The sequence below is a fragment of the Pseudomonas kielensis genome (assembly GCF_030505375.1).
GTDB lineage: Bacteria > Pseudomonadota > Gammaproteobacteria > Pseudomonadales > Pseudomonadaceae > Aquipseudomonas > Aquipseudomonas kielensis.
Genome location: NZ_CP130043.1, coordinates 5,259,856 through 5,281,847, shown reverse-complemented (window position 1 = coordinate 5,281,847; position 21,992 = coordinate 5,259,856). Strand labels below are relative to the sequence as shown.

At 62.4% G+C, this 21,992-nt stretch carries 21 protein-coding genes; 14 read left to right on the top strand and 7 right to left on the bottom strand.

What is annotated here, in order from left to right:
* The 4 genes from Q1W70_RS24480 to gloB all read right to left on the bottom strand — a co-directional run bounded on the left by Q1W70_RS24480 (window position 1) and on the right by gloB (window position 6,219).
* Entirely contained in the window at window positions 1-1,842 is a 1,842-nt protein-coding gene (locus Q1W70_RS24480; protein WP_166591131.1) for an extracellular solute-binding protein, read from the bottom strand.
* Window positions 1,839-3,671, bottom strand: a complete 1,833-nt coding sequence (locus tag Q1W70_RS24475; protein ID WP_302098200.1) for an extracellular solute-binding protein — start codon at window positions 3,669-3,671, stop codon at window positions 1,839-1,841. Before Q1W70_RS24475 ends, Q1W70_RS24480 begins: the two co-directional genes overlap by 4 nt.
* A gap of 253 nt (window positions 3,672-3,924) precedes the next feature.
* On the bottom strand, window positions 3,925-5,352 hold the full coding sequence (locus Q1W70_RS24470) for a transglycosylase SLT domain-containing protein (protein WP_166591133.1): 1,428 nt from the start codon (window positions 5,350-5,352) through the stop codon (window positions 3,925-3,927).
* 99 nt (window positions 5,353-5,451) lie between these two features.
* Window positions 5,452-6,219: a hydroxyacylglutathione hydrolase gene (gene gloB / locus Q1W70_RS24465; RefSeq protein ID WP_182344622.1), complete on the bottom strand. Its 768-nt coding sequence runs from the start codon at window positions 6,217-6,219 to the stop codon at window positions 5,452-5,454.
* Window positions 6,220-6,284: 65 nt separating this feature from the next.
* On the opposite strand from gloB, the gene Q1W70_RS24460 reads away from it, so the two are divergent.
* Together Q1W70_RS24460 and rnhA are read left to right on the top strand one after the other, a co-directional pair.
* Entirely contained in the window at window positions 6,285-7,043 is a 759-nt protein-coding gene (locus tag Q1W70_RS24460; protein ID WP_166591135.1) for a class I SAM-dependent methyltransferase, read from the top strand.
* A 92-nt stretch (window positions 7,044-7,135) separates the two neighbouring features.
* On the top strand, window positions 7,136-7,579 hold the full coding sequence (gene rnhA / locus Q1W70_RS24455; protein ID WP_095168836.1) for a ribonuclease HI: 444 nt from the start codon (window positions 7,136-7,138) through the stop codon (window positions 7,577-7,579).
* Between the two features lie 55 nt (window positions 7,580-7,634).
* Here rnhA and Q1W70_RS24450 read toward each other — a convergent pair whose 3' ends face one another.
* The gene (locus tag Q1W70_RS24450; protein WP_166591136.1) at window positions 7,635-8,519 is read right to left on the bottom strand and encodes a LysR family transcriptional regulator; all 885 of its coding nucleotides are present in this window, start codon (window positions 8,517-8,519) and stop codon (window positions 7,635-7,637) included.
* A gap of 127 nt (window positions 8,520-8,646) precedes the next feature.
* Between Q1W70_RS24450 and Q1W70_RS24445 the strand changes: the two genes are divergently transcribed.
* The 11 genes from Q1W70_RS24445 (at window position 8,647) to Q1W70_RS24395 (ending at window position 19,944) form a co-directional block, all read left to right on the top strand.
* A complete protein-coding gene (locus tag Q1W70_RS24445) occupies window positions 8,647-9,822 on the top strand; it encodes a muconate cycloisomerase family protein (protein WP_302098198.1) in 1,176 nt (391 codons plus the stop codon).
* Window positions 9,807-10,097 (top strand): muconolactone Delta-isomerase, encoded by a 291-nt coding sequence (gene catC / locus Q1W70_RS24440; protein WP_159995779.1) that lies wholly within the window; start codon window positions 9,807-9,809, stop codon window positions 10,095-10,097. Before Q1W70_RS24445 ends, catC begins: the two co-directional genes overlap by 16 nt.
* 50 nt (window positions 10,098-10,147) lie before the next feature.
* On the top strand, window positions 10,148-11,077 hold the full coding sequence (catA, locus tag Q1W70_RS24435; protein WP_166591138.1) for a catechol 1,2-dioxygenase: 930 nt from the start codon (window positions 10,148-10,150) through the stop codon (window positions 11,075-11,077).
* Between the two features lie 151 nt (window positions 11,078-11,228).
* Window positions 11,229-12,185, top strand: a complete 957-nt coding sequence (locus Q1W70_RS24430; protein WP_166591139.1) for an AraC family transcriptional regulator — start codon at window positions 11,229-11,231, stop codon at window positions 12,183-12,185.
* Window positions 12,186-12,310: 125 nt separating this feature from the next.
* On the top strand, window positions 12,311-13,675 hold the full coding sequence (gene benA / locus Q1W70_RS24425) for a benzoate 1,2-dioxygenase large subunit (RefSeq protein WP_166591140.1): 1,365 nt from the start codon (window positions 12,311-12,313) through the stop codon (window positions 13,673-13,675).
* Window positions 13,672-14,160 carry a benzoate 1,2-dioxygenase small subunit gene (gene benB, locus Q1W70_RS24420; protein WP_095168830.1) on the top strand — a complete coding sequence of 163 codons (489 nt, stop codon included), beginning with the start codon at window positions 13,672-13,674 and terminating at the stop codon, window positions 14,158-14,160. The genes benA and benB overlap by 4 nt, the downstream gene beginning before the upstream one ends.
* A gap of 10 nt (window positions 14,161-14,170) precedes the next feature.
* The gene (gene benC, locus Q1W70_RS24415; protein ID WP_182344626.1) at window positions 14,171-15,184 is read left to right on the top strand and encodes a benzoate 1,2-dioxygenase electron transfer component BenC; all 1,014 of its coding nucleotides are present in this window, start codon (window positions 14,171-14,173) and stop codon (window positions 15,182-15,184) included.
* A gap of 60 nt (window positions 15,185-15,244) precedes the next feature.
* Window positions 15,245-16,018 carry a 1,6-dihydroxycyclohexa-2,4-diene-1-carboxylate dehydrogenase gene (locus Q1W70_RS24410; protein WP_185818058.1) on the top strand — a complete coding sequence of 258 codons (774 nt, stop codon included), beginning with the start codon at window positions 15,245-15,247 and terminating at the stop codon, window positions 16,016-16,018.
* An 89-nt stretch (window positions 16,019-16,107) separates the two neighbouring features.
* Window positions 16,108-16,866 (top strand): DNA polymerase III subunit epsilon, encoded by a 759-nt coding sequence (dnaQ, locus tag Q1W70_RS24405; protein ID WP_166591143.1) that lies wholly within the window; start codon window positions 16,108-16,110, stop codon window positions 16,864-16,866.
* 193 nt (window positions 16,867-17,059) lie between these two features.
* Entirely contained in the window at window positions 17,060-19,315 is a 2,256-nt protein-coding gene (locus Q1W70_RS24400; protein ID WP_166591144.1) for an Orn/Lys/Arg family decarboxylase, read from the top strand.
* A gap of 14 nt (window positions 19,316-19,329) precedes the next feature.
* The gene (locus tag Q1W70_RS24395) at window positions 19,330-19,944 is read left to right on the top strand and encodes a GNAT family N-acetyltransferase (protein WP_166591174.1); all 615 of its coding nucleotides are present in this window, start codon (window positions 19,330-19,332) and stop codon (window positions 19,942-19,944) included.
* Here Q1W70_RS24395 and Q1W70_RS24390 read toward each other — a convergent pair.
* Together Q1W70_RS24390 and Q1W70_RS24385 are read right to left on the bottom strand one after the other, a co-directional pair.
* On the bottom strand, window positions 19,910-20,803 hold the full coding sequence (locus tag Q1W70_RS24390; RefSeq protein WP_166591145.1) for a LysR substrate-binding domain-containing protein: 894 nt from the start codon (window positions 20,801-20,803) through the stop codon (window positions 19,910-19,912). The two genes, Q1W70_RS24395 and Q1W70_RS24390, sit on opposite strands and share 35 nt — an antisense overlap.
* Before the next feature lie 87 nt (window positions 20,804-20,890).
* Complete coding sequence (locus tag Q1W70_RS24385) at window positions 20,891-21,127, bottom strand: hypothetical protein (RefSeq protein WP_166591146.1); 237 nt, start codon at window positions 21,125-21,127, stop codon at window positions 20,891-20,893.
* Between the two features lie 185 nt (window positions 21,128-21,312).
* On the opposite strand from Q1W70_RS24385, the gene Q1W70_RS24380 reads away from it, so the two are divergent.
* On the top strand, window positions 21,313-21,870 hold the full coding sequence (locus Q1W70_RS24380) for an NADPH-dependent FMN reductase (protein WP_095168822.1): 558 nt from the start codon (window positions 21,313-21,315) through the stop codon (window positions 21,868-21,870).
* Window positions 21,871-21,992: the final 122 nt, after the last annotated feature.

Here is a 21,992-nt window from a genome sequence, read left to right as displayed (position 1 = left end):
TTATTGCTCCACGCCTGCAGGTTCGGTTTGCTCGTTGGTCAGCACCTCGATCGCGGGCTTGGCATCGGGCTTGATCCACCAGGTGTTGATGCCTATGTCATAGGCCGGCGAAATCCTGGGGTGGCCGATGTGATTCCAGTAAGCCACGCGCCAGGTCTTGATGTGCCAGTTGGGGATCACGTAATAGCCCCATTGCAACACTCTGTCGAGCGCCCTGGCGTGGGCCACCAGGCTCTGGCGCGAATCGGCGTTGATCAGTTCTTCCACCAGTTGGTCGATGGCCGGGTCCTTCAGGCCGATGGTGTTGCGGCTGCCGGGCTTGTCGGCGCTTTCCGATTTCCAGAACTCGCGCTGTTCGTTGCCCGGCGAGTTGGACTGCGGGAAGCTGCCGACCACCATGTCGAAGTCCCGCGAGCGCACGCGGGTGATGTACTGGGAGACGTCGACCCGGCGGATCACCAGCTCGATCCCCAAGTCGCTGAGGTTGCGCTTGAACGGCAGCAGGACCCGCTCGAATTCGGTCTGGGCCAGCAGGAACTCGATGCTGACCGGTTTGCCGGTGGTGTCGACCATCTTGTCGTCGACAATGCGCCAGCCGGCTTCCTGCAACAGTTGGTAGGCCTGACGCTGCTGGGCGCGGATCATGCCGCTGCCGTCACACACCGAGTTTTCGAAGGCCTGGCTGAACACTGGGTCGGGGATCTTGCCGCGCAGGGGTTCGAGGATCGCCAGCTGCTCGGCGTCCGGCAGGCCGCTGGCGGCCATTTCCGAGTTTTCGAAGTAGCTGCGGGTGCGGGCGTAGGCACCGTTGAACAGCTGTTTATTGGTCCACTCGAAGTCCAGCAGCAGGCTCAGGGCCTGGCGTACCCGCACATCCTGGAACAACGGGCGGCGCAGGTTGTAGACGAAACCTTGCATGCCGGTGGGGTTGCCGTTGGGGATCTGCTCCTTGATCAGCCGACCTTCGGTGACGGCGGGAATGTTGTAGGCGTTGGCCCAGTTCTTGGCGGTCATTTCCAGCCAGTAATCGAACTGACCGGCCTTGAGTGCCTCCAGTGCCACCGTGTTATCGCGGTAGTAGTCGGTGCTCAGGGTGTCGAAATTGTAGAAGCCGCGATTGATCGGCAGGTCCTTGCCCCAGTAGTCCTTGACCCGCTGATAGCGGATCGAGCGCCCGGCCTTGACCTGGCTGACCTGGTAAGGACCGCTGCCCAGCGGCGCCTCGAGGTTGCCTTTGCTGAAATCGCGGTTTTGCCACCAGTGTTTGGGCAGCACCGGCAATTGGCCAAGGATCAGTGGCAGCTCGCGGTTATTGGTGTGCTTGAACTTGAACAGGACCCGCAGCGGGTCTTCGGCGATCACCTCGGCGACGTCACCGTAGTAGCCGCGGTACAGGGGCGCACCGTCCTTGATCAGGGTCTGGAAGCTGAACACCACGTCCTCGGCGCGCACCGGATGGCCGTCATGGAAGCGGGCTTCGGGGCGCAGGTAATAACGTACCCAGCTGTTGTCCGGGGCCTTTTCGATCTTGCCGGCCAGCAATCCGTACTCGGTGAAGGGTTCATCCAGGCTTTGACGAGCCAGGGTGTCGTAGATCAGGTCGATGTTGTCGGCCGGCACGCCTTTGCTGATGAAGGGGTTGAGGCTGTCGAACCCGCCGAAACCGGCCTGGCGGAAGATCCCGCCTTTGGGCGCATCGGGATTGACGTAGTCAAAGTGCTTGAAGTCAGCGGGGTACTTGGGGGGCTCGTTGTACAGGGTCAGGGCATGTTGCGGGGCCGCTTGGGCGACGCAGGCCAGTCCTGCGAAGACCAGGCCCAGCAGGGTACGCAAAGGCATCATTGGGCTTTCTCCGAAGTCTTCAGCCACCAGGCGTTGAGCCCCAGGGTGTAGGGCGGCGTGGTGACGAAGGCGAACCGGTTGCGGTACGCCAGGCGATGATAATTGATGTACCAGTTGGGAATGATGTAGTGCTGCCACAGCAGTACGCGGTCCAGGGCCTTGCCGGCGGCTATTTGCGCGTCACGGGATTGGGCGGCCAGCAGTTGCTCCAGCAGGTGGTCGACCACCGGGTTGGCCACGCCAGCGTAATTCTTGCTGCCCTTGACCTTGACCTGGCTGGAGTGAAAGTACTGCCACTGCTCCAGGCCCGGACTCAGGGTCTGGTCGAGGGTCATCAGGATCATGTCGAAATCGAACTGGTCCAGGCGTTGCTTGTACTGGGCCCGGTCGACGGTGCGCAGGCGGGCGTCGATGCCGATGCTGGCGAGGTTTTCCGTGTAGGGCTGGAGAATGCGCTCCAGGTTCGGATTGACCAGCAGGATCTCCAGGCGCAGCGGTTGGCCGGCGGCGTTCTGCAGGCGCTGGCCATTGAGCTTCCACCCGGCCTCGGCGAGCAGGCCCAGGGCCTGGCGCAGGGTGTCGCGGGGGATCCCGCGGCCATCGGTCTGCGGCAGGCTGAAGGGGGCGGTGAACAGCTTGGCGGGCAACTGCTCGCGATAGGGCGAGAGCAGCAGCCAGTCGTGACCCACCGGCAGGCCCGTGGCGGCGAATTCGCTGTTGGGGTAGAAACTCATGGCCCGTTTGTAGGCGCCGCTGAACAGGGTGCGGTTGGTCCACTCGAAGTCGAACATCAAGCCCAGGGCTTCGCGCACCTTGGCGTCGGCGAAGGCGGCGCGCCGGGTGTTCATGAACAGGCCCTGGGTCTGGGTCGGGATCTGGTGCTCGATCTGCGCCTTGACCACCTCAGCGCGGCGTACGGCGGGGAAGTTGTAGCCATTGGCCCAGTTTTTCGCCTGGTGCTCGATGTAGATGTCGAACTCGCCGGCCTTGAAGGCTTCGAACGCCACGTCGCTGTCGCGATAGAACTCCACCTCCACGCGATCGTAGTTGTATTTGCCGCGATTGACCGGCAAGTCCTTGCCCCAGTAATCCTTCACTCGCTCGAACAGCAACTGCCGGCCTGGCGACACCTGGGTGATGCGGTACGGCCCGCTGCCCAGTGGCGCCTGGAAGGTGGTGGCCTTGAAGTCGCGGTCTTTCCAGTAGTGCTGGGGCAATACCGGCAGTTCGCCCAGGCGCAGGATCAGCAAGGGGTTGCCCGCCCGCTTGAACACGAAGCGGATGCGCAGCGGGTTGAGGATATCCACCCGCTGCACTTCCTGGAGGCTGGTGCGGTAGCGCGGATGGCCTTCCTTGAGCAGCAGCCGGTAAGAGAAGGCCACGTCCCGGGCGGTAATCGGATGGCCATCGTGAAAGCGCGCTTCGGGCCGTAGGTTGAACACCACCCAGCTGCGGTCCTCGCTGTATTCGACGGACTGGGCGATCAGGCCATAGCTGGAGGCCGGCTCATCCCCTGATGGCGCGTACTGGCCGGTGCCGACCATCAACGGCTCGTTCAGCTCGTTGATGCCGTACTGCAGGAAGTTGGCCGTGGCGACCGGGCTGGTGCCCTTGAAGGTGTAGGGGTTGAGGGTATCGAACGTGCCAAAGGCCATGAGCCGCAAGGTACCGCCCTTGGGCGCTTGCGGGTTTACCCAGTCGAAGTGGGTGAAACGTGTCGGGTACTTGAGTGTGCCGAACTGCGCATAACCATGGCTTTCGCTGATCGTCGCGCAGGCGGGGAAGCTCAAGGCCAGACTGATCAGGAAGAGGGGCAGGGGACGCTTCAAGTCAGAGATCCGATCCAGGCGGCTTGGGCTACATGGTTCGTACAGTAACAGCTTGTATGGGCAGGAAAAAGGTAGGGTTCAAGGTTCTCCCACGCAACACGGGCCATCGTTGACGACCATCGCCGGCAAGCCGGCTCCCACAAGGATTGCGGCAGAAACTGTGGGAGCTGGCTTGCCAGCGATGAACTAAAGAACAACGCGGTGATTCAGGATGTACGCGTCATCGTTGGCGACCATCGCAGGCGGGGCGGGATCAGCGTGGAGAAGAGACCGTCAGCATCTGTCCAGGCTTGAGTGCCTGGCCAACACGAGGGTTCCAGCGCTTGAGGTGTTGCATCTCGACGTTGAAGCGCTTGGCCACCATGTACAACGAGTCGCCTTGCTTGACCTTGTACTGGGTCTGCTTCTTGCTGTTGGCAGCCAGCACCGTGGTGGTGCGGCCGGTGCTGCGCTTGCGGGTGTCCTGCATGACCAGGGTCTGGCCGGCCTTGAGGTTCTTGCCGGTCAAGTTGTTCCAGCGCTGCAGGTCCTTGACGTCGACCCGGTTGGCCTTGGCGATGGATGTCAGGTTGTCGCCACGCTTGACCCGATAGTTACGCTTGGCCGTGGCAAGCACCGGGCTGTCGGCGCCCTCGAACACCGGTTTGAGCGAACGCTTGCTGATCAGCTCTTCGGGTTTCATGGTCGACAGGCTGGTCGTCAGCAGTTGCGCCTTGGACGTTGGCACCAGCAGGTGCTGGGGGCCGTCGATGGTGGTGCGTTGCTTGAAGGCCGGGTTGAGCTGGAACAGTTCGTCTTCGTCGATGTTGGCCACCGCGGCAACCTTGGACAGGTCCATGCGCTGGTTGATCTCGACGACTTCGAAGTAGGGTTCGTTGGCGATCGGGTTGAGGTTCACACCGTAGGCTTCGGGCGCCAGCACCACTTGCGAGAGGGCCAGCAGCTTGGGCACGTAGGCCTGGGTTTCCGCTGGCAGCGGCAGGTTCCAGTAGTCGGTGGGCAGGCCGAGTTTTTCGTTGCGCTCGATGGCCCGGCTGACCGTGCCTTCGCCGGCATTGTAGGCCGCCAGGGCCAGCAGCCAGTCGCCGTTGAACATGTCATGCAGCTTGGTCAGGTAGTCCATCGCTGCCGTGGTGGAGGCTGTGATGTCGCGACGACCGTCGTAGAAGCGGGTCTGGCGCAGGTTGAAGTAACGCCCGGTGGACGGAATGAACTGCCACAGGCCGACAGCGTGGGAGCGCGAGTAGGCCATCGGGTTGTAGGAGCTTTCAATCACTGGCAGCAGGGCCAGTTCCAGCGGCATGTTGCGTTCTTCGAGGCGTTCGACAATGTAGTGAATGTACAGGCTGCCGCGCTCGCCGGCGCTTTCCAGGTAGGACGGGTTACTGGCGAACCACAGGCGCTGTTGCTCGATGCGTGGGTTGACGCCCAGGCCATCTTGCAGCTGGAAGCCCTGGCGCATGCGCTCCCAGACATCCTGGGGGATTTCCGGGGTGGGCTTCTCGCTGAGCCAGATCGGTTTTTGCTTGGTGCGTACGGATAAGGTGTGGGCCGCGTCGGTTTGCGGCAACTGACTGGTGCTGCTACAGCCCGCCAGGGTGGCGGACACAGCTACCGCGATGGCTTGAGCCAGGCGGGTCAATGCGTCTGAATGGATGGATTTACGAATAGATGACGACATTGGCTGGAAGTAAGTTCCGGGCAAAAATGTCGGGCGATTCTAGAAAGCGCACCGGGTGCGGTCAACCATTCAGAATTTTTCGGCCAATGGTGGCACTGTTTAGAACTTATCTTTCCATGCGCGCAAGGCCGCAAAAACCTCACTGGGCGCCCGGTTATCGAGGCCGTTCCGTTCGTCTATTTTTTCTTTAACAGATGTTACGCCAGTACGCAGAAACGGGTTTGTCAGCTTTTCCAGCGCCAGGGTCGACGGCAATGACATGCGTCCGGCTTGGCGTAACTGGGAGACCTTCTCGAGTCGCTCGGCGATGTGCCGGTTGTCGGGCTCTACCGCGACGGCGAAACGCAGGTTACTCAAAGTGTACTCATGGGTGCAGTACACCAGGGTGTCCTCGGGCAGGGCGGCGAGGCGGCTGAGGGAGTCGTGCATCTGCTGCGGCGTGCCTTCGAACAGGCGTCCGCAGCCGGCGGCGAACAGGGTGTCGCCACAGAACAGCAGGCCATGGTGGTAATAGGCGATATGACCCAGGGTGTGGCCAGGCACCGCAAACACCTCGAACTCCCAGCCCAGTACGTTGACCCGATCGTTGTCATTGAGGGCCACGTCGCGCCCGGGGATGTTTTCGCTGGCCGGGCCGTAGACCGTCGCGCCCGTGGCGTGTTTCAGGGTTTCGACCCCGCCGACGTGATCATGGTGATGGTGGGTGATCAGAATGTCGCTCAGGCGCCACTGCGGATGCTGGGCCAGCCAGGCCTGGACCGGCGCGGCATCGCCTGGATCGACCACGGCACAGCACTGGCTGCGATGATCCTGTAACAACCAGATGTAGTTGTCGGTGAACGCGGGGAGAGCACTGATCTGTATCATCGCGGGATTCGCCAAGCGGAAGACATTGGTGCATCTTAGAGCTTCCTGGCGCATTGGAGAATGCAATGACCGATAAAGCGTTCGCTCAGGCTGATCCGGACTGGCTGGCATTGATCAGCGCGGCCCGCGAGTGGCTGTCCGGTCCCCTGGGGCAACTGCTATTGAATGAAGAGCGGCGCATGCTCGAAGACGAGTTGGGGCGCTTTTTTGGTGGCTACCTGGTGCATTACGGGCCGTCTGCCGAATCCCCACCCAATGCGCCCCAAGTGCAGCGCAATGTACGCCTTGGCGCACCGTTGCCGGGGGTGGAAATCGTCTGCGAAGAACAGGCCTGGCCCCTCAGCGAACACGCCGCCGACGTGGTGGTGATGCAGCACGGCCTGGACTTCTGCCTGTCGCCCCATGGCCTGTTGCGCGAAGCGGCCAGTGCCGTGCGGCCGGGCGGGCACCTGCTGATCATCGGTATCAACCCCTGGAGCGCCTGGGGCCTGCGCCATGTGTTTGCCCACGACGGGCTGCGCAAAGCGCGCTGCATTTCGCCGTCGCGGGTTGCCGACTGGCTCAACCTGCTGGGCTTCGCGCTGGAGAAACGCCGCTTCGGGTGCTATCGTCCGCCGCTCGCATCCCCCGCCTGGCAATCGCGCCTGGCCGGTTGGGAGCGCAAGGCCGGAGACTGGCAGGTGTCCGGTGGTGGCTTCTATTTATTGGTGGCCCGCAAGATAGTGGTCGGCCTGCGCCCGGTGCGCCAGGTGCGCCGCGAGCCAATGGGCAAGCTGATCCCGCTGCCGATGGCCAAGGTCAACCGCCGCCACAGCGATCCGTAACACCCTCATTATTTTCCCGGCCGGGCTTGCCCGGCCTCAGGCGTTGTCGGTCGTTGATCGGCAAGCCACCGACATTTTCTGGATAGATTGGCATGAGCGATAGCGTAGAACTCTTCACCGACGGCGCCTGCAAAGGCAACCCTGGCCCCGGCGGCTGGGGCGCACTGCTGATATGCAAGGGCGTGGAAAAGGAACTCTGGGGCGGTGAAGCCAATACCACCAACAACCGCATGGAGTTGATGGGCGCGATTCGCGGCCTGGAAGAGCTCAAGCGTTCCTGCGACGTGCTGCTGGTGACCGACTCGCAGTACGTGATGAAAGGCATCAACGAGTGGATGGTCAACTGGAAGAAACGCGGCTGGAAAACCGCGGCCAAGGAACCGGTGAAAAACGCCGACCTGTGGCGACTGCTGGACGAACAGGTCAACCGCCACAACGTGACCTGGAAATGGGTCCGCGGGCACATCGGTCACCCGGGCAACGAACGCGCCGACCAATTGGCCAACCGTGGCGTCGACGAAGTCCGAGGTCTGTAGGATCTGTAAGGCTTGTGGGAGCGAGCAAGCTCGCTCCCACAAGGTTTGCGCCGAACTATCTAGAACTGCGCAACTGCTCGATCAGCCGCAGGCAATGGTTCAGTCCCGGGGATACATCGCCGATGCGCTGGCTGAGGATGATCGGGGAGGTGGCGTTGCTTTCCAGCAGCGGGGTGAAGCCGATGTCGTCGCGGTGCAGCAATTGCACCGAGGCCGGTACCAGCGTCACGCCGATTCCCGCCCCCACCAGGCCGATCGCCGTTTGCAGTTCGTTGGTCCACTGCGCCACCTTGATGCTGACCCCGTAGGACTCGAACAGCGCGATCACGTGGTCGGCGTAGCTCGGCCGGGGATTGCCCGGGTACAGCACAAAGGGTTCGGCGGCCAGTTCGGTGAGGCTGATGGGCCGTGCCAGCAGAGGGTGGCCAGCGGGCAGGGCGGCGACCAGGCGGTCTTCGTTGAGCACCGTCTGGATGATCGCCGGGTCGTCGATGCGAATCCGCCCGAATCCGACATCGATCCGCCCGGCCTTGAGTGCCTGCACCTGTTGCAGGGTGGTCATTTCCGACAGCCCCAGCTCCAGTTCCAGGATCTCGTTGCTGCGCAGGCGGCGAATCAGCTCGGGCAACACGCCATACAGGGTCGAAGGCGCAAAGCCGATGCCCAGCCAGGTCTTCTCGCCCAGGCCGATACGCCGCGTGTTGTCGCAGACCTTATGCAGTTGCTCGAGCAGCGCCGTGGAATGCTCGAGGAAAAATCGTCCCGCCTCGGTCAGGCGCAATGGCCGCCCACGCTCGAGCAGCACCACCCCCAGTTCATCTTCCAATTGCTGGATCTGCCGGCTCAGGGGCGGCTGGGCGATATGCAGGCGCTCGGCGGCGCGAGTGAAATTCAGGGTTTGCCCCAGCACCTGGAAGTAACGCAAATGACGCAGCTCCATGAGCCCTCCACCGTCCACAGGAATGAATACCTTTAAGGTATTGATCCAGACCAATTCTATATTGGAACCCGGAAAAAAGCCGTATGAGAATCGAACCCAGAACTTCAAGAACCTGACGGGTATCGACATGCTTGCTGCTGCCATTAAATCGATCGAGACGATCATCGTCGATCTGCCGACCATCCGCCCGCACAAGCTGGCGATGCACACCATGCAGAACCAGACCCTGGTCATCATCCGGGTGCGCTGCGAGGACGGGATCGAGGGCATAGGCGAGGCGACCACCATCGGTGGCCTGGCCTACGGCAATGAAAGCCCGGACAGCATCAAGACCAACATTGACCAGCATTTCACCCCGCTGCTGCTGGGGCAGGATGGCAGCAATATCAACGCGGCGATGTTGCGCCTGGAGCGCAGCATTCGCGGCAACACCTTTGCCAAGTCCGGTATCGAAACCGCCTTGCTCGACGCCCAGGGCAAGCGCCTGGGCCTGGCGGTCAGCGAATTACTCGGTGGCCGGGTGCGCGACTCGCTACCGGTGGCCTGGACGCTGGCCAGCGGCGATACCGCCCGGGACATCGCCGAGGCCGAGCAGATGCTCGACCTGCGTCGGCACCGGATCTTCAAGTTGAAAATCGGCGCCGGTGACGTCGACCGCGACCTGGCCCACGTGATCGCCATCAAGAAAGCCCTGGGCGAGCGAGCCAGTGTGCGGGTCGACGTCAACCAGGCGTGGGACGAAGCCGTGGCCCTGCGCGCCTGCCGGATTCTCGGCGGCAATGGCATCGACCTGATCGAACAGCCGATTTCGCGCAACAACCGTTCCGGCATGGTGCGCCTGAATGCCATGAGCCCGGCGCCGATCATGGCGGACGAGTCGATCGAGTGCGTCGAGGACGCCTTCAACCTGGCCCGCGAAGGCGCAGCGTCGGTGTTTGCCCTGAAGATCGCCAAGAACGGCGGCCCCCGTGCGGTGTTGCGTACGGCGGCGATTGCCGAAGCGGCGGGCATCGGCCTCTACGGTGGCACCATGCTCGAAGGCGGGATCGGTACCCTGGCCTCGGCCCATGCGTTCCTGACCCTCAACAAACTGAGCTGGGACACCGAACTGTTCGGCCCGCTGCTGTTGACCGAAGACATCCTCCGCGAGCCGCTGGAGTACCGCGATTTCCATTTGCACGTTTCATCGGCGCCGGGTCTGGGCCTGAACCTGGACGAAGAACGCCTGGCGTTTTTCCGCCGCGACAAGAGTCTCCACTGCCCACCATTTAGCCTGAGGAGTTGCGCATGTTGTTCCACGTAAAAATGACCGTGAACCTGCCGGTCGACATGAACCCTGAGCGAGCCGCTCAACTCAAGGCCGACGAGAAGGCCCTGGCCCAGCGCCTGCAGCAGCAGGGCAAGTGGCGGCACCTGTGGCGCATTGCCGGGCTGTACGCCAATTACAGCGTCTTTGACGTCGACAGCGTGCAGGAATTGCACGATCTGCTGATGCAATTGCCGCTGTATCCCTACATGGCTATCGAAGTGACCGCGATGTGCAGGCATCCTTCTTCTATTCATGAAGACGATCGCTGAGTCGCTGTTGCCTGTTCTGTACTCTAATAAATACAAGATGAGGATCAATCATGAACGTCAGAATTTCCCACACTGCCACGGCCCAGAAGTTTCTCGAAGAAGCCAGCGGCCTGCTCAACGATGACGGTAACCCGCGTGCCAAGGCCCTGGTCCACCGCATCCTGCGCGACTCGGTGAGCATCATCGAAGACCTCAACGTGACCCCGGAAGAGTTCTGGAAAGCAGTCAACTACCTCAACGTGCTGGGCAGCCGCCAGGAAGCCGGCCTGCTGGTGGCCGGCCTGGGCCTGGAGCACTACCTGGACCTGCTGATGGACGCTGCAGACGAGCAGGTCGGCAAGTCCGGCGGCACGCCGCGGACCATCGAAGGCCCGCTGTACGTGGCCGGCGCACCCTTGTCCCAGGCTGAGGCACGCCTGGATGACGGCGTCGACCCGGGCGTGGTGCTGTTCATGCAGGGCCAGGTCAAGAACACCGACGGCACGCCGCTGGCGGGGGCGGTGGTTGACGTCTGGCACGCCAACACCGGCGGCACCTACTCGTATTTCGATGGCAGCCAGTCGGAGTTCAACCTGCGTCGGCGCATCGTCACCGATGCCGAAGGCCGCTATCGTTTTCGCAGTATCGTGCCGTCGGGCTACGGCTGCCCACCGGACGGTCCGACCCAGCAACTGCTCGATCAACTGGGCCGCCACGGCCAGCGTCCGGCGCACATTCACTTCTTCATCTCGGCCGATGACCATCGCCACCTGACCACCCAGATCAACCTGGATGGCGACAAGTACCTGCACGATGACTTCGCCTACGCCACCCGTGACGAACTGATCGCCCAGATCACCTTCAGCGACGATCAGCAGCGTGCCGCCGCCTACGGCGTGAGTGGCCGGTTTGCCGAAATCGAGTTCGACTTCACCCTGCAATCCTCGGCCCAGCCCGAAGAACAGCAGCGTCATGAGCGGGTTCGCGCATTGGAGGATTGATCCGCGCGGGCACCCGGCCACGAGATAACGCACCGTTTATCTCGTGGTCTTTCGCATTGTGGGCATTGGCATAGAATGGCCAGGCCTGATTTGCCTGAGGCGGGCGCCAGCGACCCGCCATCGCCTATAAAAACAATGAGAGTGACCGGTTATGCAAGCGCACCTGTTAAGTGAGCGCAGCAGCGTGTTTGTCCAGGCCGACCCCTATGCGGTGTCGGGCTACGTCAATCAGCACGTGGGCAGCCACGACATTCGCCTGCCTCGCAGTGGCAGCCCGCAGGCCAGTCTCAATCACAGCAAATTCGCCAGCCTGGACCTGTGCCGCATCAGCTACGGCGGCAGCGTGCGGGTGACCTCGCCGGCGCTGGAGACCCTCTTTCACCTGCAGGTGCTGCTCAAGGGCAACTGCCTGTGGCGCGGTCACAAGCAGGAACACTACTTCGCCCCCGGTGAACTGCTGCTGATCAACCCGGACGATCCGGTAGACCTGACGTATTCCGACGATTGCGAAAAATTCATCCTGAAAATGCCCGCCAGCCTGCTGGAGTCGGTCTGCCAGGAACAACGCTGGCTGCACCCGGGGCAGGGCGTACGTTTCCTGGAAAACCGCTACCAACTGGCCGAGCTCGAAGGATTCATCAACCTGCTGGGCATGGTCTGCCAGGAGGCCGAGGCAGCCGAGAGCATGCCCCGGGTCCAGGAACACTACGCGCAGATCATCGTCAGCAAAATGCTCAGCCTGATGAAAACCAACGTCAGCCGTGCTGGCCTTGGGTCCCCGACCTCAAGTTTCGAGCTGATCGCCGACTACATCGAGCGCAACCTCAAGCAGGACATCTGCAGCGAGGAACTGGCGCGCCAGGCCCGCATCAGCCTGCGCTCGCTGTATGGCCTGTTCGAGCGCCATGCCGCCACCACGCCGAAAAACTACATCCGGCAGAAGAAGCTGGAGCGGGTCAACGCCTGCCTCAGCGACCCCACCTGCACGGTGCGCAACGTCACCGAACTGGCCATGGACTACGGCTTCCTGCACCTGGGCCGGTTCTCCGAAAGCTATCGCAAGCAGTTCGGCGAATTGCCTTCCGACACCCTCAAGCGCCGCCATTGACTGCCACGCCTTGCCGCTCGCGCTTTGCACAAAACGGATAATGATCTGCAGCCAATGGCTATTGCCCCTCCAGCACCGGCTCTAGCATGAGCCTTGCCTGAATAAAAACAATGGAGGCGGCGGCCATGTCCCTGCGACCCGAATACCTTCACTCCCTGCTCGAAGACGACAAAGAACAGGGTATCTTCCGTTGCAAGCGCGAGATGTTTACCGACCCGCGCCTGTTCGACCTCGAAATGCAGCACATCTTCGAGGGCAACTGGTTGTATCTGGCCCACGAGAGCCAGATCCCCAACAAAAACGATTTCTACACCACCACCATGGGCCGCCAGTCGATCTTCATCGCGCGCAACAAGGACGGTGAGCTCAATGCCTTCCTCAACGCCTGCAGCCACCGTGGGGCGATGCTCTGCCGCCACAAGACCGGCAACAAGTCGTCCTACACCTGTCCGTTCCACGGCTGGACGTTCAACAACTCCGGCAAGTTGCTCAAGGTCAAGGATCCCTCGGCGGCAGGTTACCCGGCCAGCTTCAACTGCGAAGGCTCCCACGACCTGACCAAAGTCGCGCGCTTCGAGTCCTACCGTGGCTTCCTGTTCGGCAGCCTCAAGGCCGATGTAGTGCCCCTGGTCGAGCACCTGGGGGAATCGGCGAAGATCATCGACATGATCGTCGATCAATCCGCCGATGGCCTGGAAGTACTGCGCGGCTCCAGCAGCTACATCTATGAAGGCAACTGGAAACTCACCGCGGAGAACGGCGCCGACGGCTACCACGTCAGCTCCGTGCACTGGAACTACGCGGCCACCCAGAACCAGCGCAAGCAACGCGAATGCGGTGACGAGAACCCGACCATGAGCGCCGGCACCTGGGCCAAGCAGGGCGGCGGTTTTTACTCCTTCGACAAGGGCCACATGCTGCTCTGGACCCGCTGGTCCAACCCCGAGGATCGTCCGCTGTACGAGCGCCGTGACGAACTGGCCAGGGACTTCGGCAAGGCGCGCGCCGACTGGATGATCGAGAACTCGCGCAACCTGTGCCTGTACCCCAACGTGTACCTGATGGACCAGTTCAGCTCGCAGATCCGCATTGCCCGCCCGATCTCGGTCAACCGCACCGAAATCACCATCTACTGCATCGCCCCCAAAGGGGAGAGCGACACCGCCCGTTCGAGCCGGATCCGCCAGTACGAAGACTTCTTCAATGTCAGCGGCATGGCCACGCCGGACGACCTGGAAGAGTTCCGCTCCTGCCAGATGGGCTACCAGGGCAGCACCAGTGCCTGGAACGACATGTCCCGTGGCGCCGAGCACTGGGTCGAAGGCGCCGACGAGGCGGCCAAGGAAATCGACCTGCACCCATTGCTCAGTGGGGTGCGTACCGAAGATGAAGGGCTGTTCGTGCTGCAACACAAATACTGGCAGCAAACCATGCTCAAGGCGCTGGAGGCCGAGCAGTCGGCGTTGATCAAGGTGGAGGAACTGGCATGAGCGTGACCTACGACACTGTGCGCGATTTTCTCTACCGCGAAGCGCGCTACCTCGACGACAAGGACTGGGACAACTGGCTGGAACTCTACGCCGCCGACGCCAGCTTCTGGATGCCGTCCTGGGACGACAACGACGAACTGACCGAAGACCCGCAGCGGGAAATTTCCCTGATCTGGTACGGCAACCGCACCGGCCTTGAAGACCGCATCTTCCGCATCAAGACCGAACGTTCCAGCGCCAGCGTGCCGGACACCCGGACCTCCCACAACATCAGCAACATCGAGCTGCTCGAACAGCACGACGGCCTGTGCAAGGTGCGCTTCAACTGGCACACCTTGAGTTTTCGCTACAAGACCGTCGACAGCTATTTCGGCAGCAGCTTCTACACCCTCGACGTGCGCGGTGACAGCCCGCTGATCAAGGCCAAGAAAGTGATCCTGAAGAACGACTACGTTCGCCAGGTCATCGATGTCTACCATTTGTGAGGCCGCGGTCATGACCCATTCCATCGCTTTGAATTTTGAAGACGGCGTCACCCGCTTTGTCGACGCCAACCCCGGTGAGACCGTGGCCGATGCCGCCTACCGCCAGGGCATCAACATCCCGCTCGATTGCCGCGATGGCGCCTGCGGGACCTGCAAGTGTTTTGCCGAGGCCGGGCGCTATGACCTGGGCGAGGAATACATCGAAGACGCGCTGACGGCCGAAGAGGCCGAGCAGGGGTTTGTCCTGACCTGTCAGATGCGTGCCCAGAGCGATTGCGTGGTGCGGGTGCCGGCCTCGTCCGACGTCTGCCGCACCCAGCAGGCCAGCTACAGTGCCGCCATCAGTCAGGTACGGCAGTTGTCGGACAGCACCATTGCCCTGTCGATCAAGGGCGAGGCCCTGAGCAAGCTGGCGTTCCTACCGGGGCAATACGTCAACCTGGGCATTCCCGGCAGCGAGCAGACCCGGGCCTATTCATTCAGCTCGCTGCAGCGTGACGGTGAGGTCAGCTTCCTGATCCGCAACGTCCCGGGTGGGTTGATGAGCAGTTTCCTCACCGGCATCGCCAAGGCCGGCGACAGCATGAGCCTGGCGGGCCCCCTGGGCAGCTTCTACCTGCGCGAGATCCAGCGGCCGTTGCTGCTGCTGGCCGGCGGCACGGGGTTGGCGCCCTTTACCGCCATGCTCGAAAAAATCGCCGACCAGGGCAGCGCCCACCCATTGCACCTGATCTACGGGGTGACCAACGATTTTGACCTGGTGGAGCTCGATCGCCTGCAAGCCTTGGCCGCGCGCATCCCCAACTTCAGCTTCAGTGCCTGCGTGGCCAACCCGGACAGCGCGCACCCGCTCAAGGGCTACGTGACCCAGCACATCGAACCCCGGCATTTGAACGATGGCGACGTTGACGTCTACCTCTGTGGCCCGCCACCGATGGTCGAGGCGGTGAGCCAGTACATTCGCGAGCAGGGCATTGCGCCAAAGAACTTTTACTACGAGAAATTTGCCGCCAGTGCTGCCTGACAGGCTCAGGCCGCCACCCCATCCCCTTTGGGGTCAGTCACACCGTCTTGAGGATTGGAAATGCACAGATTCCACGAAAAAGTCGCGCTGGTCACTGGCGCAGCCCAGGGCATCGGGCGTCGGGTCGCCGAGCGCATGGCGGCTGAAGGCGCGCGCCTGGTGCTGGTCGATCGCTCTGAGCTGGTGTTCGAGTTGCAGGAGCAACTGGGCGCACACTGCGAAGTCCTGACCCTCACCGCCGACCTTGAACAATACACCGAGTGCGACCGGGTGATGCAGGCTGCGGTCGAGCGTTTCGGGCGTCTCGACATCCTGATCAACAACGTCGGCGGCACCATCTGGGCCAAGCCGTTCGAGCACTACGAGGCGCCGCAGATCGAGGCGGAGGTCCGGCGGTCGTTGTTTCCGACCTTGTGGTGCTGTCATGCCGCACTGCCGTACATGCTGGAGCAGGGCAGTGGGGCGATCGTCAACGTCTCGTCCATCGCCACCCGCAGCGTCAATCGGGTGCCCTATGGCGCGGCGAAGGGCGGGGTCAACGCACTGACGGCGTGCCTGGCCTTCGAAACCGCCGGGCGCGGGATCCGGGTCAATGCCACCGCCCCTGGCGGCACCGAAGCACCACCGCGGCGAATCCCGCGTAACAGTGCCGAGCAGAGCCCGCAGGAGCAGGTCTGGTACCAGCAGATCGTCGACCAGACCGTCGACAGCAGCCTGATGAAGCGCTATGGCACCATTGACGAACAGGTCGAACCGATCCTGTTCCTGGCGTCCGACGCCGCGGCCTACATCACCGGGCTGGTGATGCCGGTGGGCGGCGGCGACCAGGGCTGAGGCCTGCAACTGCCACAGGGCTGCGCCTTGCAGCTCTGTGTTAAGATCGCCGCCCTACGCAAAATGCTACGCAGAAGGGGTGTACACAGATGGCTCAGAGGATGGTGGTGCTCGACACCGAAACCACCGGCATGCCGGTGACCGACGGGCACCGGATCATCGAGATCGGTTGCGTCGAGTTGCTCGGTCGACGTCTGACGGGCCGGCATTTCCACGTCTATTTGCAGCCGGACCGGGAAAGTGACGAGGGCGCGATTGGCGTCCACGGCATCACCAACGAGTTCCTGGTGGGCAAGCCGCGCTTCGCTGAAGTGGCCGATGAGTTCTTTGAGTTCATCAAGGGCGCCCAACTGATCATCCATAACGCGGCGTTCGACGTTGGTTTCATCAACAACGAATTTGCCCTGATGGGCCAGCACGACCGGGCGGATATTACCCAGCACTGCTCGATCCTCGACACCCTGATGATGGCCCGGGAGCGTCACCCCGGGCAGCGCAACAGCCTCGATGCCCTGTGCAAACGTTATGGCGTCGACAACTCCGGCCGTGAGCTGCACGGCGCCTTGCTCGACTCCGAGATCCTTGCCGACGTCTACCTGACCATGACCGGCGGCCAGACCAGCCTGTCGCTGGCTGGCAATGCGTCTGACGGTAATGGTTCGGGCGATGGCTCGGGCAGCCAGGCCAGCGAAATCCGTCGCCTGCCGGCAGACCGCACCCCGGCGCGGATCATTCGTGCCAGCGAAGCCGAACTGGCCGAGCATGCCGCACGCCTGGAAATCATCGCCAAGTCCGCCGGCGCTCCCGCGCTGTGGACCCAACTGGCCGAAGCCAAAGCCCTGGGCTGAGGAAGTAGCGCCGACCCTGTGGGGGCGGCGTACCCATGGATTGTGCGGGCTTTTGTGCCGGGTTCATGGTGTTCTCGTATCAGCCATACCGTTTGCCCGTAGGTTCCGGTGCATCGCTCGCTACATGGGCCGCAACCCTCTACCCTGAGTGTATTGGCAGACCATGGTCCGCCGCTTCAGGACGCCAAGCCCCATGTACAAAGACTTGAAGTTCCCGGTCCTCATCGTTCACCGCGATATCAAGGCCGACACGGTTGCCGGTGACCGCGTCCGGGGTATCGCGCGGGAGTTGGAGCAGGAAGGTTTCAGCGTGGTATCGGCGGTGGATTACACGGAGGGGCGGCTGGTTGCCTCGACTCACCACGGCCTGGCGTGCATGTTGATTGCCGCCGAGGGCGCGGGTGAAAACACCCACCTGCTGCAGAACATGGCCGAGTTGATCCGGGTGGCCCGGGCCCGGGCACCGAACCTGCCGATCTTCGCCCTGGGCGAACAGGTCACCCTGGAAAACGCCCCGGCCGACGCCATGAGCGAACTCAACCAGCTACGCGGCATTCTTTATCTGTTCGAAGACACCGTGCCCTTTCTCGCACGCCAGGTGGCGCGGGCGGCCCGCAGTTACCTGGATGGCTTGCTGCCGCCGTTCTTCAAGGCCCTGGTGCAGCATACCGCCGACTCCAACTACTCCTGGCACACACCGGGGCACGGTGGGGGCGTTGCCTATCACAAGAGCCCGGTCGGGCAGGCCTTCCACCAGTTTTTCGGGGAAAACACCTTGCGCTCAGACCTCTCGGTCTCGGTGCCCGAGCTCGGTTCGCTGCTCGACCACACCGGTCCCCTGGCCGAAGCCGAAGCCCGGGCCGCGCGCAACTTCGGGGCCGATCACACCTTTTTCGTGATCAATGGCACGTCCACCGCCAACAAGATCGTCTGGCAGGCCATGGTTGCCCGCGACGACCTGGTGCTGGTGGATCGCAACTGCCACAAATCGGTGCTGCATTCGATCATCATGACCGGGGCCATCCCGCTGTACCTGTGCCCGGAGCGCAACGAGCTGGGGATCATCGGCCCGATCCCCTTGAGCGAATTCAGCCGCGAATCGATCCAGGCCAAGATCGACGCCAGCCCGCTGACTCGTGGCCGTGCCCCCAACGTCAAGCTGGCGGTGGTCACCAATTCGACCTACGACGGCCTTTGCTACAACGCGGAGCTGATCAAGCAGACCCTGGGCAACAGCGTCGAAGTCCTGCACTTTGACGAGGCCTGGTACGCCTATGCGGCCTTTCATGAGTTCTTCGCCGGGCGCTACGGCATGGGCACTTCGCGCTCGGCCGACAGCCCGCTGGTGTTCACCACCCATTCGACCCACAAGCTGCTGGCGGCCTTCAGCCAGGCCTCGATGATTCATGTGCAGGACGGTGGCGCCCGGCAACTGGACCGCGACCGTTTCAATGAAGCGTTCATGATGCACATCTCGACATCGCCGCAGTACAGCATCATTGCCTCGCTGGACGTGGCGTCGGCGATGATGGAGGGACCGGCGGGGCGCTCGCTGCTGCAGGAAATGTTCGATGAGGCCCTGAGTTTTCGCCGGGCGCTGGCCAACCTGCGCCAGCACATTGGCGCCGATGACTGGTGGTTCTCTATCTGGCAGCCGCCGCTGGTGACCGGCATCGACCGGGTCGCCACCGCGGACTGGCTGTTGCTGCCCGAAGACGAGTGGCACGGTTTTGGTGATATCGCCGAGGACTACGTGCTGCTCGACCCGATCAAGGTGACCCTGGTGATGCCCGGCCTGACCGCCGGCGGTGCCTTGAGCGAGCGCGGGATCCCGGCGGCGGTGGTCAGCAAGTTCCTCTGGGAGCGCGGCCTGGTGGTCGAGAAGACGGGGCTGTATTCGTTCCTGGTGCTGTTCTCGATGGGCATCACCAAGGGCAAATGGAGCACCTTGCTCACCGAGTTGCTGGAGTTCAAGCGCAGCTACGATGCCAACGTCAGCCTCGCCACCTGCCTGCCCTGTGTGGCGCAACAGGACGGCGCCCGTTATCAGGGAATGGGCTTGCGCGACCTGTGCGACCAACTGCACGCCTGTTATCGCAGCAACGCCACGGCCAAGCACCTCAAACGCATGTACACGGTGCTGCCGGAAGTCGCGATGAAACCGGCCGACGCCTACGATCAACTGGTCCGTGGTGAAGTCGAGGCGGTGCCCATTGAACAACTGCTAGGGCGCATCGCCGCCGTGATGCTGGTACCGTACCCGCCGGGGATCCCGTTGATCATGCCAGGTGAGCGCTTTACCGAGGCCACTCGCTCGATCATCGATTACCTGGCGTTTGCCCGCACGTTTGACCACAGTTTCCCGGGTTTCGTCGCCGATGTGCACGGCCTGCAACATGAAGACGAGGGCAATGGCCGGTGCTACACCGTCGATTGCATCAGGATGTGAGGATGTTTCCCAGTATGCAACCGGTCATCAACCCCAAATACCCGGGCCTGGCAGTGCGTGTCGCTGACCAGGGCTTTGCCGCGTACATCTGGGGCAGCGACTTCAGTTTTGAAGTCAGGGCCTACGCCAGTGCCCAACTCGATACCCCGGTGGCGGCGTGGCCGCTGCAACCCATCACGCCTTATCGCAAGTGCTACGGCATCGACCCCGAGGAGTTCGCCAGTTTCCACAACGCCGTCGACAGTGCGATTTTCATGGCCTTCCTCGATGACCAGCCGGTGGGGCACATCGTGGTCAGCACCAACTGGAACGGCTTTGCCCATATCGACGAACTGGCCGTGCATGCGCCGGCGCGGCGTCATGGCGTGGCCAAGGCGTTGCTCGACGTGGCGCAGTTCTGGAGTCGCAAGAAGAAGCTGCCGGGGATCATGCTGGAAACCCAGAACAACAACCTGGGCGCCTGTCGGCTGTATGAGCGGTGCGGGTATGTGATTGGCGGCATCGATCACCTGCGGTATCGCGGCATCGACCCGCAGACGGCGGAAGTGGCGTTGTTCTGGTACCGCCTGTTTGCTGACCCGTTGGAGCCGCCGATCAGCCCGCCAGCATCGCCTCGGCTTGTGCCTTGATGATCTCCAGCAGTGCGCTCACTGCCGCAGTGGCGAGCCCATGGTTGAGGGTCAGGGCATACAGGTTGATCGGCACTGCCGGCGACAGGGGGCAGACGTCCAGGCCGCCGGCCTTGGCCCCCAGGGCGGTAAAGGGGTCGACGATGGCCAGGCCTTCACCGGCCTCGACCATGCTGCGCATCATCTGGTGGGTCTGCACCCGGGTGTGAATCACCGGGGCGGGGCGCAGCGCCTGCAACTTGCTGTCGAACAGCGGGCTCAGTGGGTCGTGGCCTTCCAGTCCCACCAATGACTGGCCCGCCAGGTCCTGCACGCCGATGTACTTCTGTCGCGGCTGCAGCCAGCCGTGGGGAGCCAGGAGCTGGAGCTTGCCCTGGGCCAGGAGCTGGCAATGAATATCGGGGTGCTCGGGGTCATGCAGGCTCAAGCCAAGGTCGCTTTCGCGCAGCAGCAGGCTCCTGACGATGTCGCGGGTGGGTTGGCTGTGCAGCGAGCAGGGGGCATCGGGAAACCGTCGGCGCAGGCTCGCCAGTCCCTGGGGCACCAGTTGCTGGGCCAGGGGCGGGGTGCAGATCACCCGCAATGGCGGGGCCTGGTACTGTCGCAGGCTGTCGGCCAGGCGTTGCACAGGCTCGAAGGCTTCGTACACGCGGGCTATCTGCACTTGCAACTGGCGAGCTTCGCGGGTCGCCTGCAGGCGCCCACGCACGCTGGCAAACAGCATGAAGCCGAGATGATCCTCGGCCTCGCGCAACATCCCCTCGATCGCGGCCACCGGCAATTGCAGCATCTCGGCAGCGGTGCCTAGATGGCTGGTTTGCAGGAGTGCCTGAATCACTTCGATATGGCGTAGACGCATGCGTGAAGTCCATGTTCAGCCGGTGAGGGGTAGTGGCTGAATCCTAACCCAAGTCCGTGACGTTGACTTCAGCTCATGACGGCGGGCTCAAGAGGCGACGTTGGCGTCCGGTTCACGAATGATGGTGACGCCCGATTGCACCAGTACAAATTCATTGCCGTCGAGTTTGTTGACCCGATCACCGATGGCCAGCTTGTAGGTGGTCACGGGTGCGCTGCTGCTGAAACCGTCTGCCGACGGGGTGGAATCCTGGAACTCATGCACCGAATAGACACGGCCCTCTGCGTCTCTTGCATGGAATTGTCCGACGAGTACTGCTGCCATCTGCTTAGAACCTCTGGAGATAAGTCACTCAATTTGCGGTTCTGTAGACCGTCGATAAGCTTGGTAAGTTTTCCTACAGGAAAAAAAATAGTGTTTTGCCGCGATAACAGCGCAACAACCGCCTGACATGGCATCGGATCATCTATAACTACAGGCTCCTTTAGCCAGATAGTCGGGAATCTCCAATGAGCAAGGTCTATACGGTTGCTGTCCTGGTGGGTAGCTTGAGAAAACAGTCGATCAACCGCAAGGTCGCGCTGGCGCTGGCCGAACTGGCTCCGGCCAACCTGCGCTTGAACATCGTCGAAATTGGTGATCTGGCGCTTTATAACGAAGACATCGACGTCACCCCGCCGGCAGCCTACAGCACTTTCCGCGATCAGGTGAGCTCATCCGACGCGGTGCTGTTCGTGACCCCGGAATACAACCGCTCGGTACCGGCACCCTTGAAGAACGCCATCGACGTCGGTTCACGGCCTTACGGCAAGAGCGCCTGGAGCGGCAAGCCGGGCGCGGTGATCAGTGTTTCGCCGGGTGCGGTCGGCGGTTTTGGCGCCAACCACCACTTGCGCCAGTCCCTGGTGTTCCTCGACGTGCCGTGCATGCAGCAGCCGGAAGCGTACCTGGGCGGCGCGGGATCGGCCTTTGATGAGGCGGGCAAACTCTCGGAAAAAGTCCGGCCATTCCTGCAAGGCTTCATCGACGCCTACGCCAAGTGGGTTGAGCAACACAAGAAATCCTGACCGAGCTTTGTAGCCGCTGCCGAAGGCCGCGCCGGGTTGCGCAGCGACCCCGGCGGCGGTATTGCCAAGTTGAATGAACGTCCTGCGGCCGTTGACGCAGCCTCGCGCTGCTCGACAGCTGC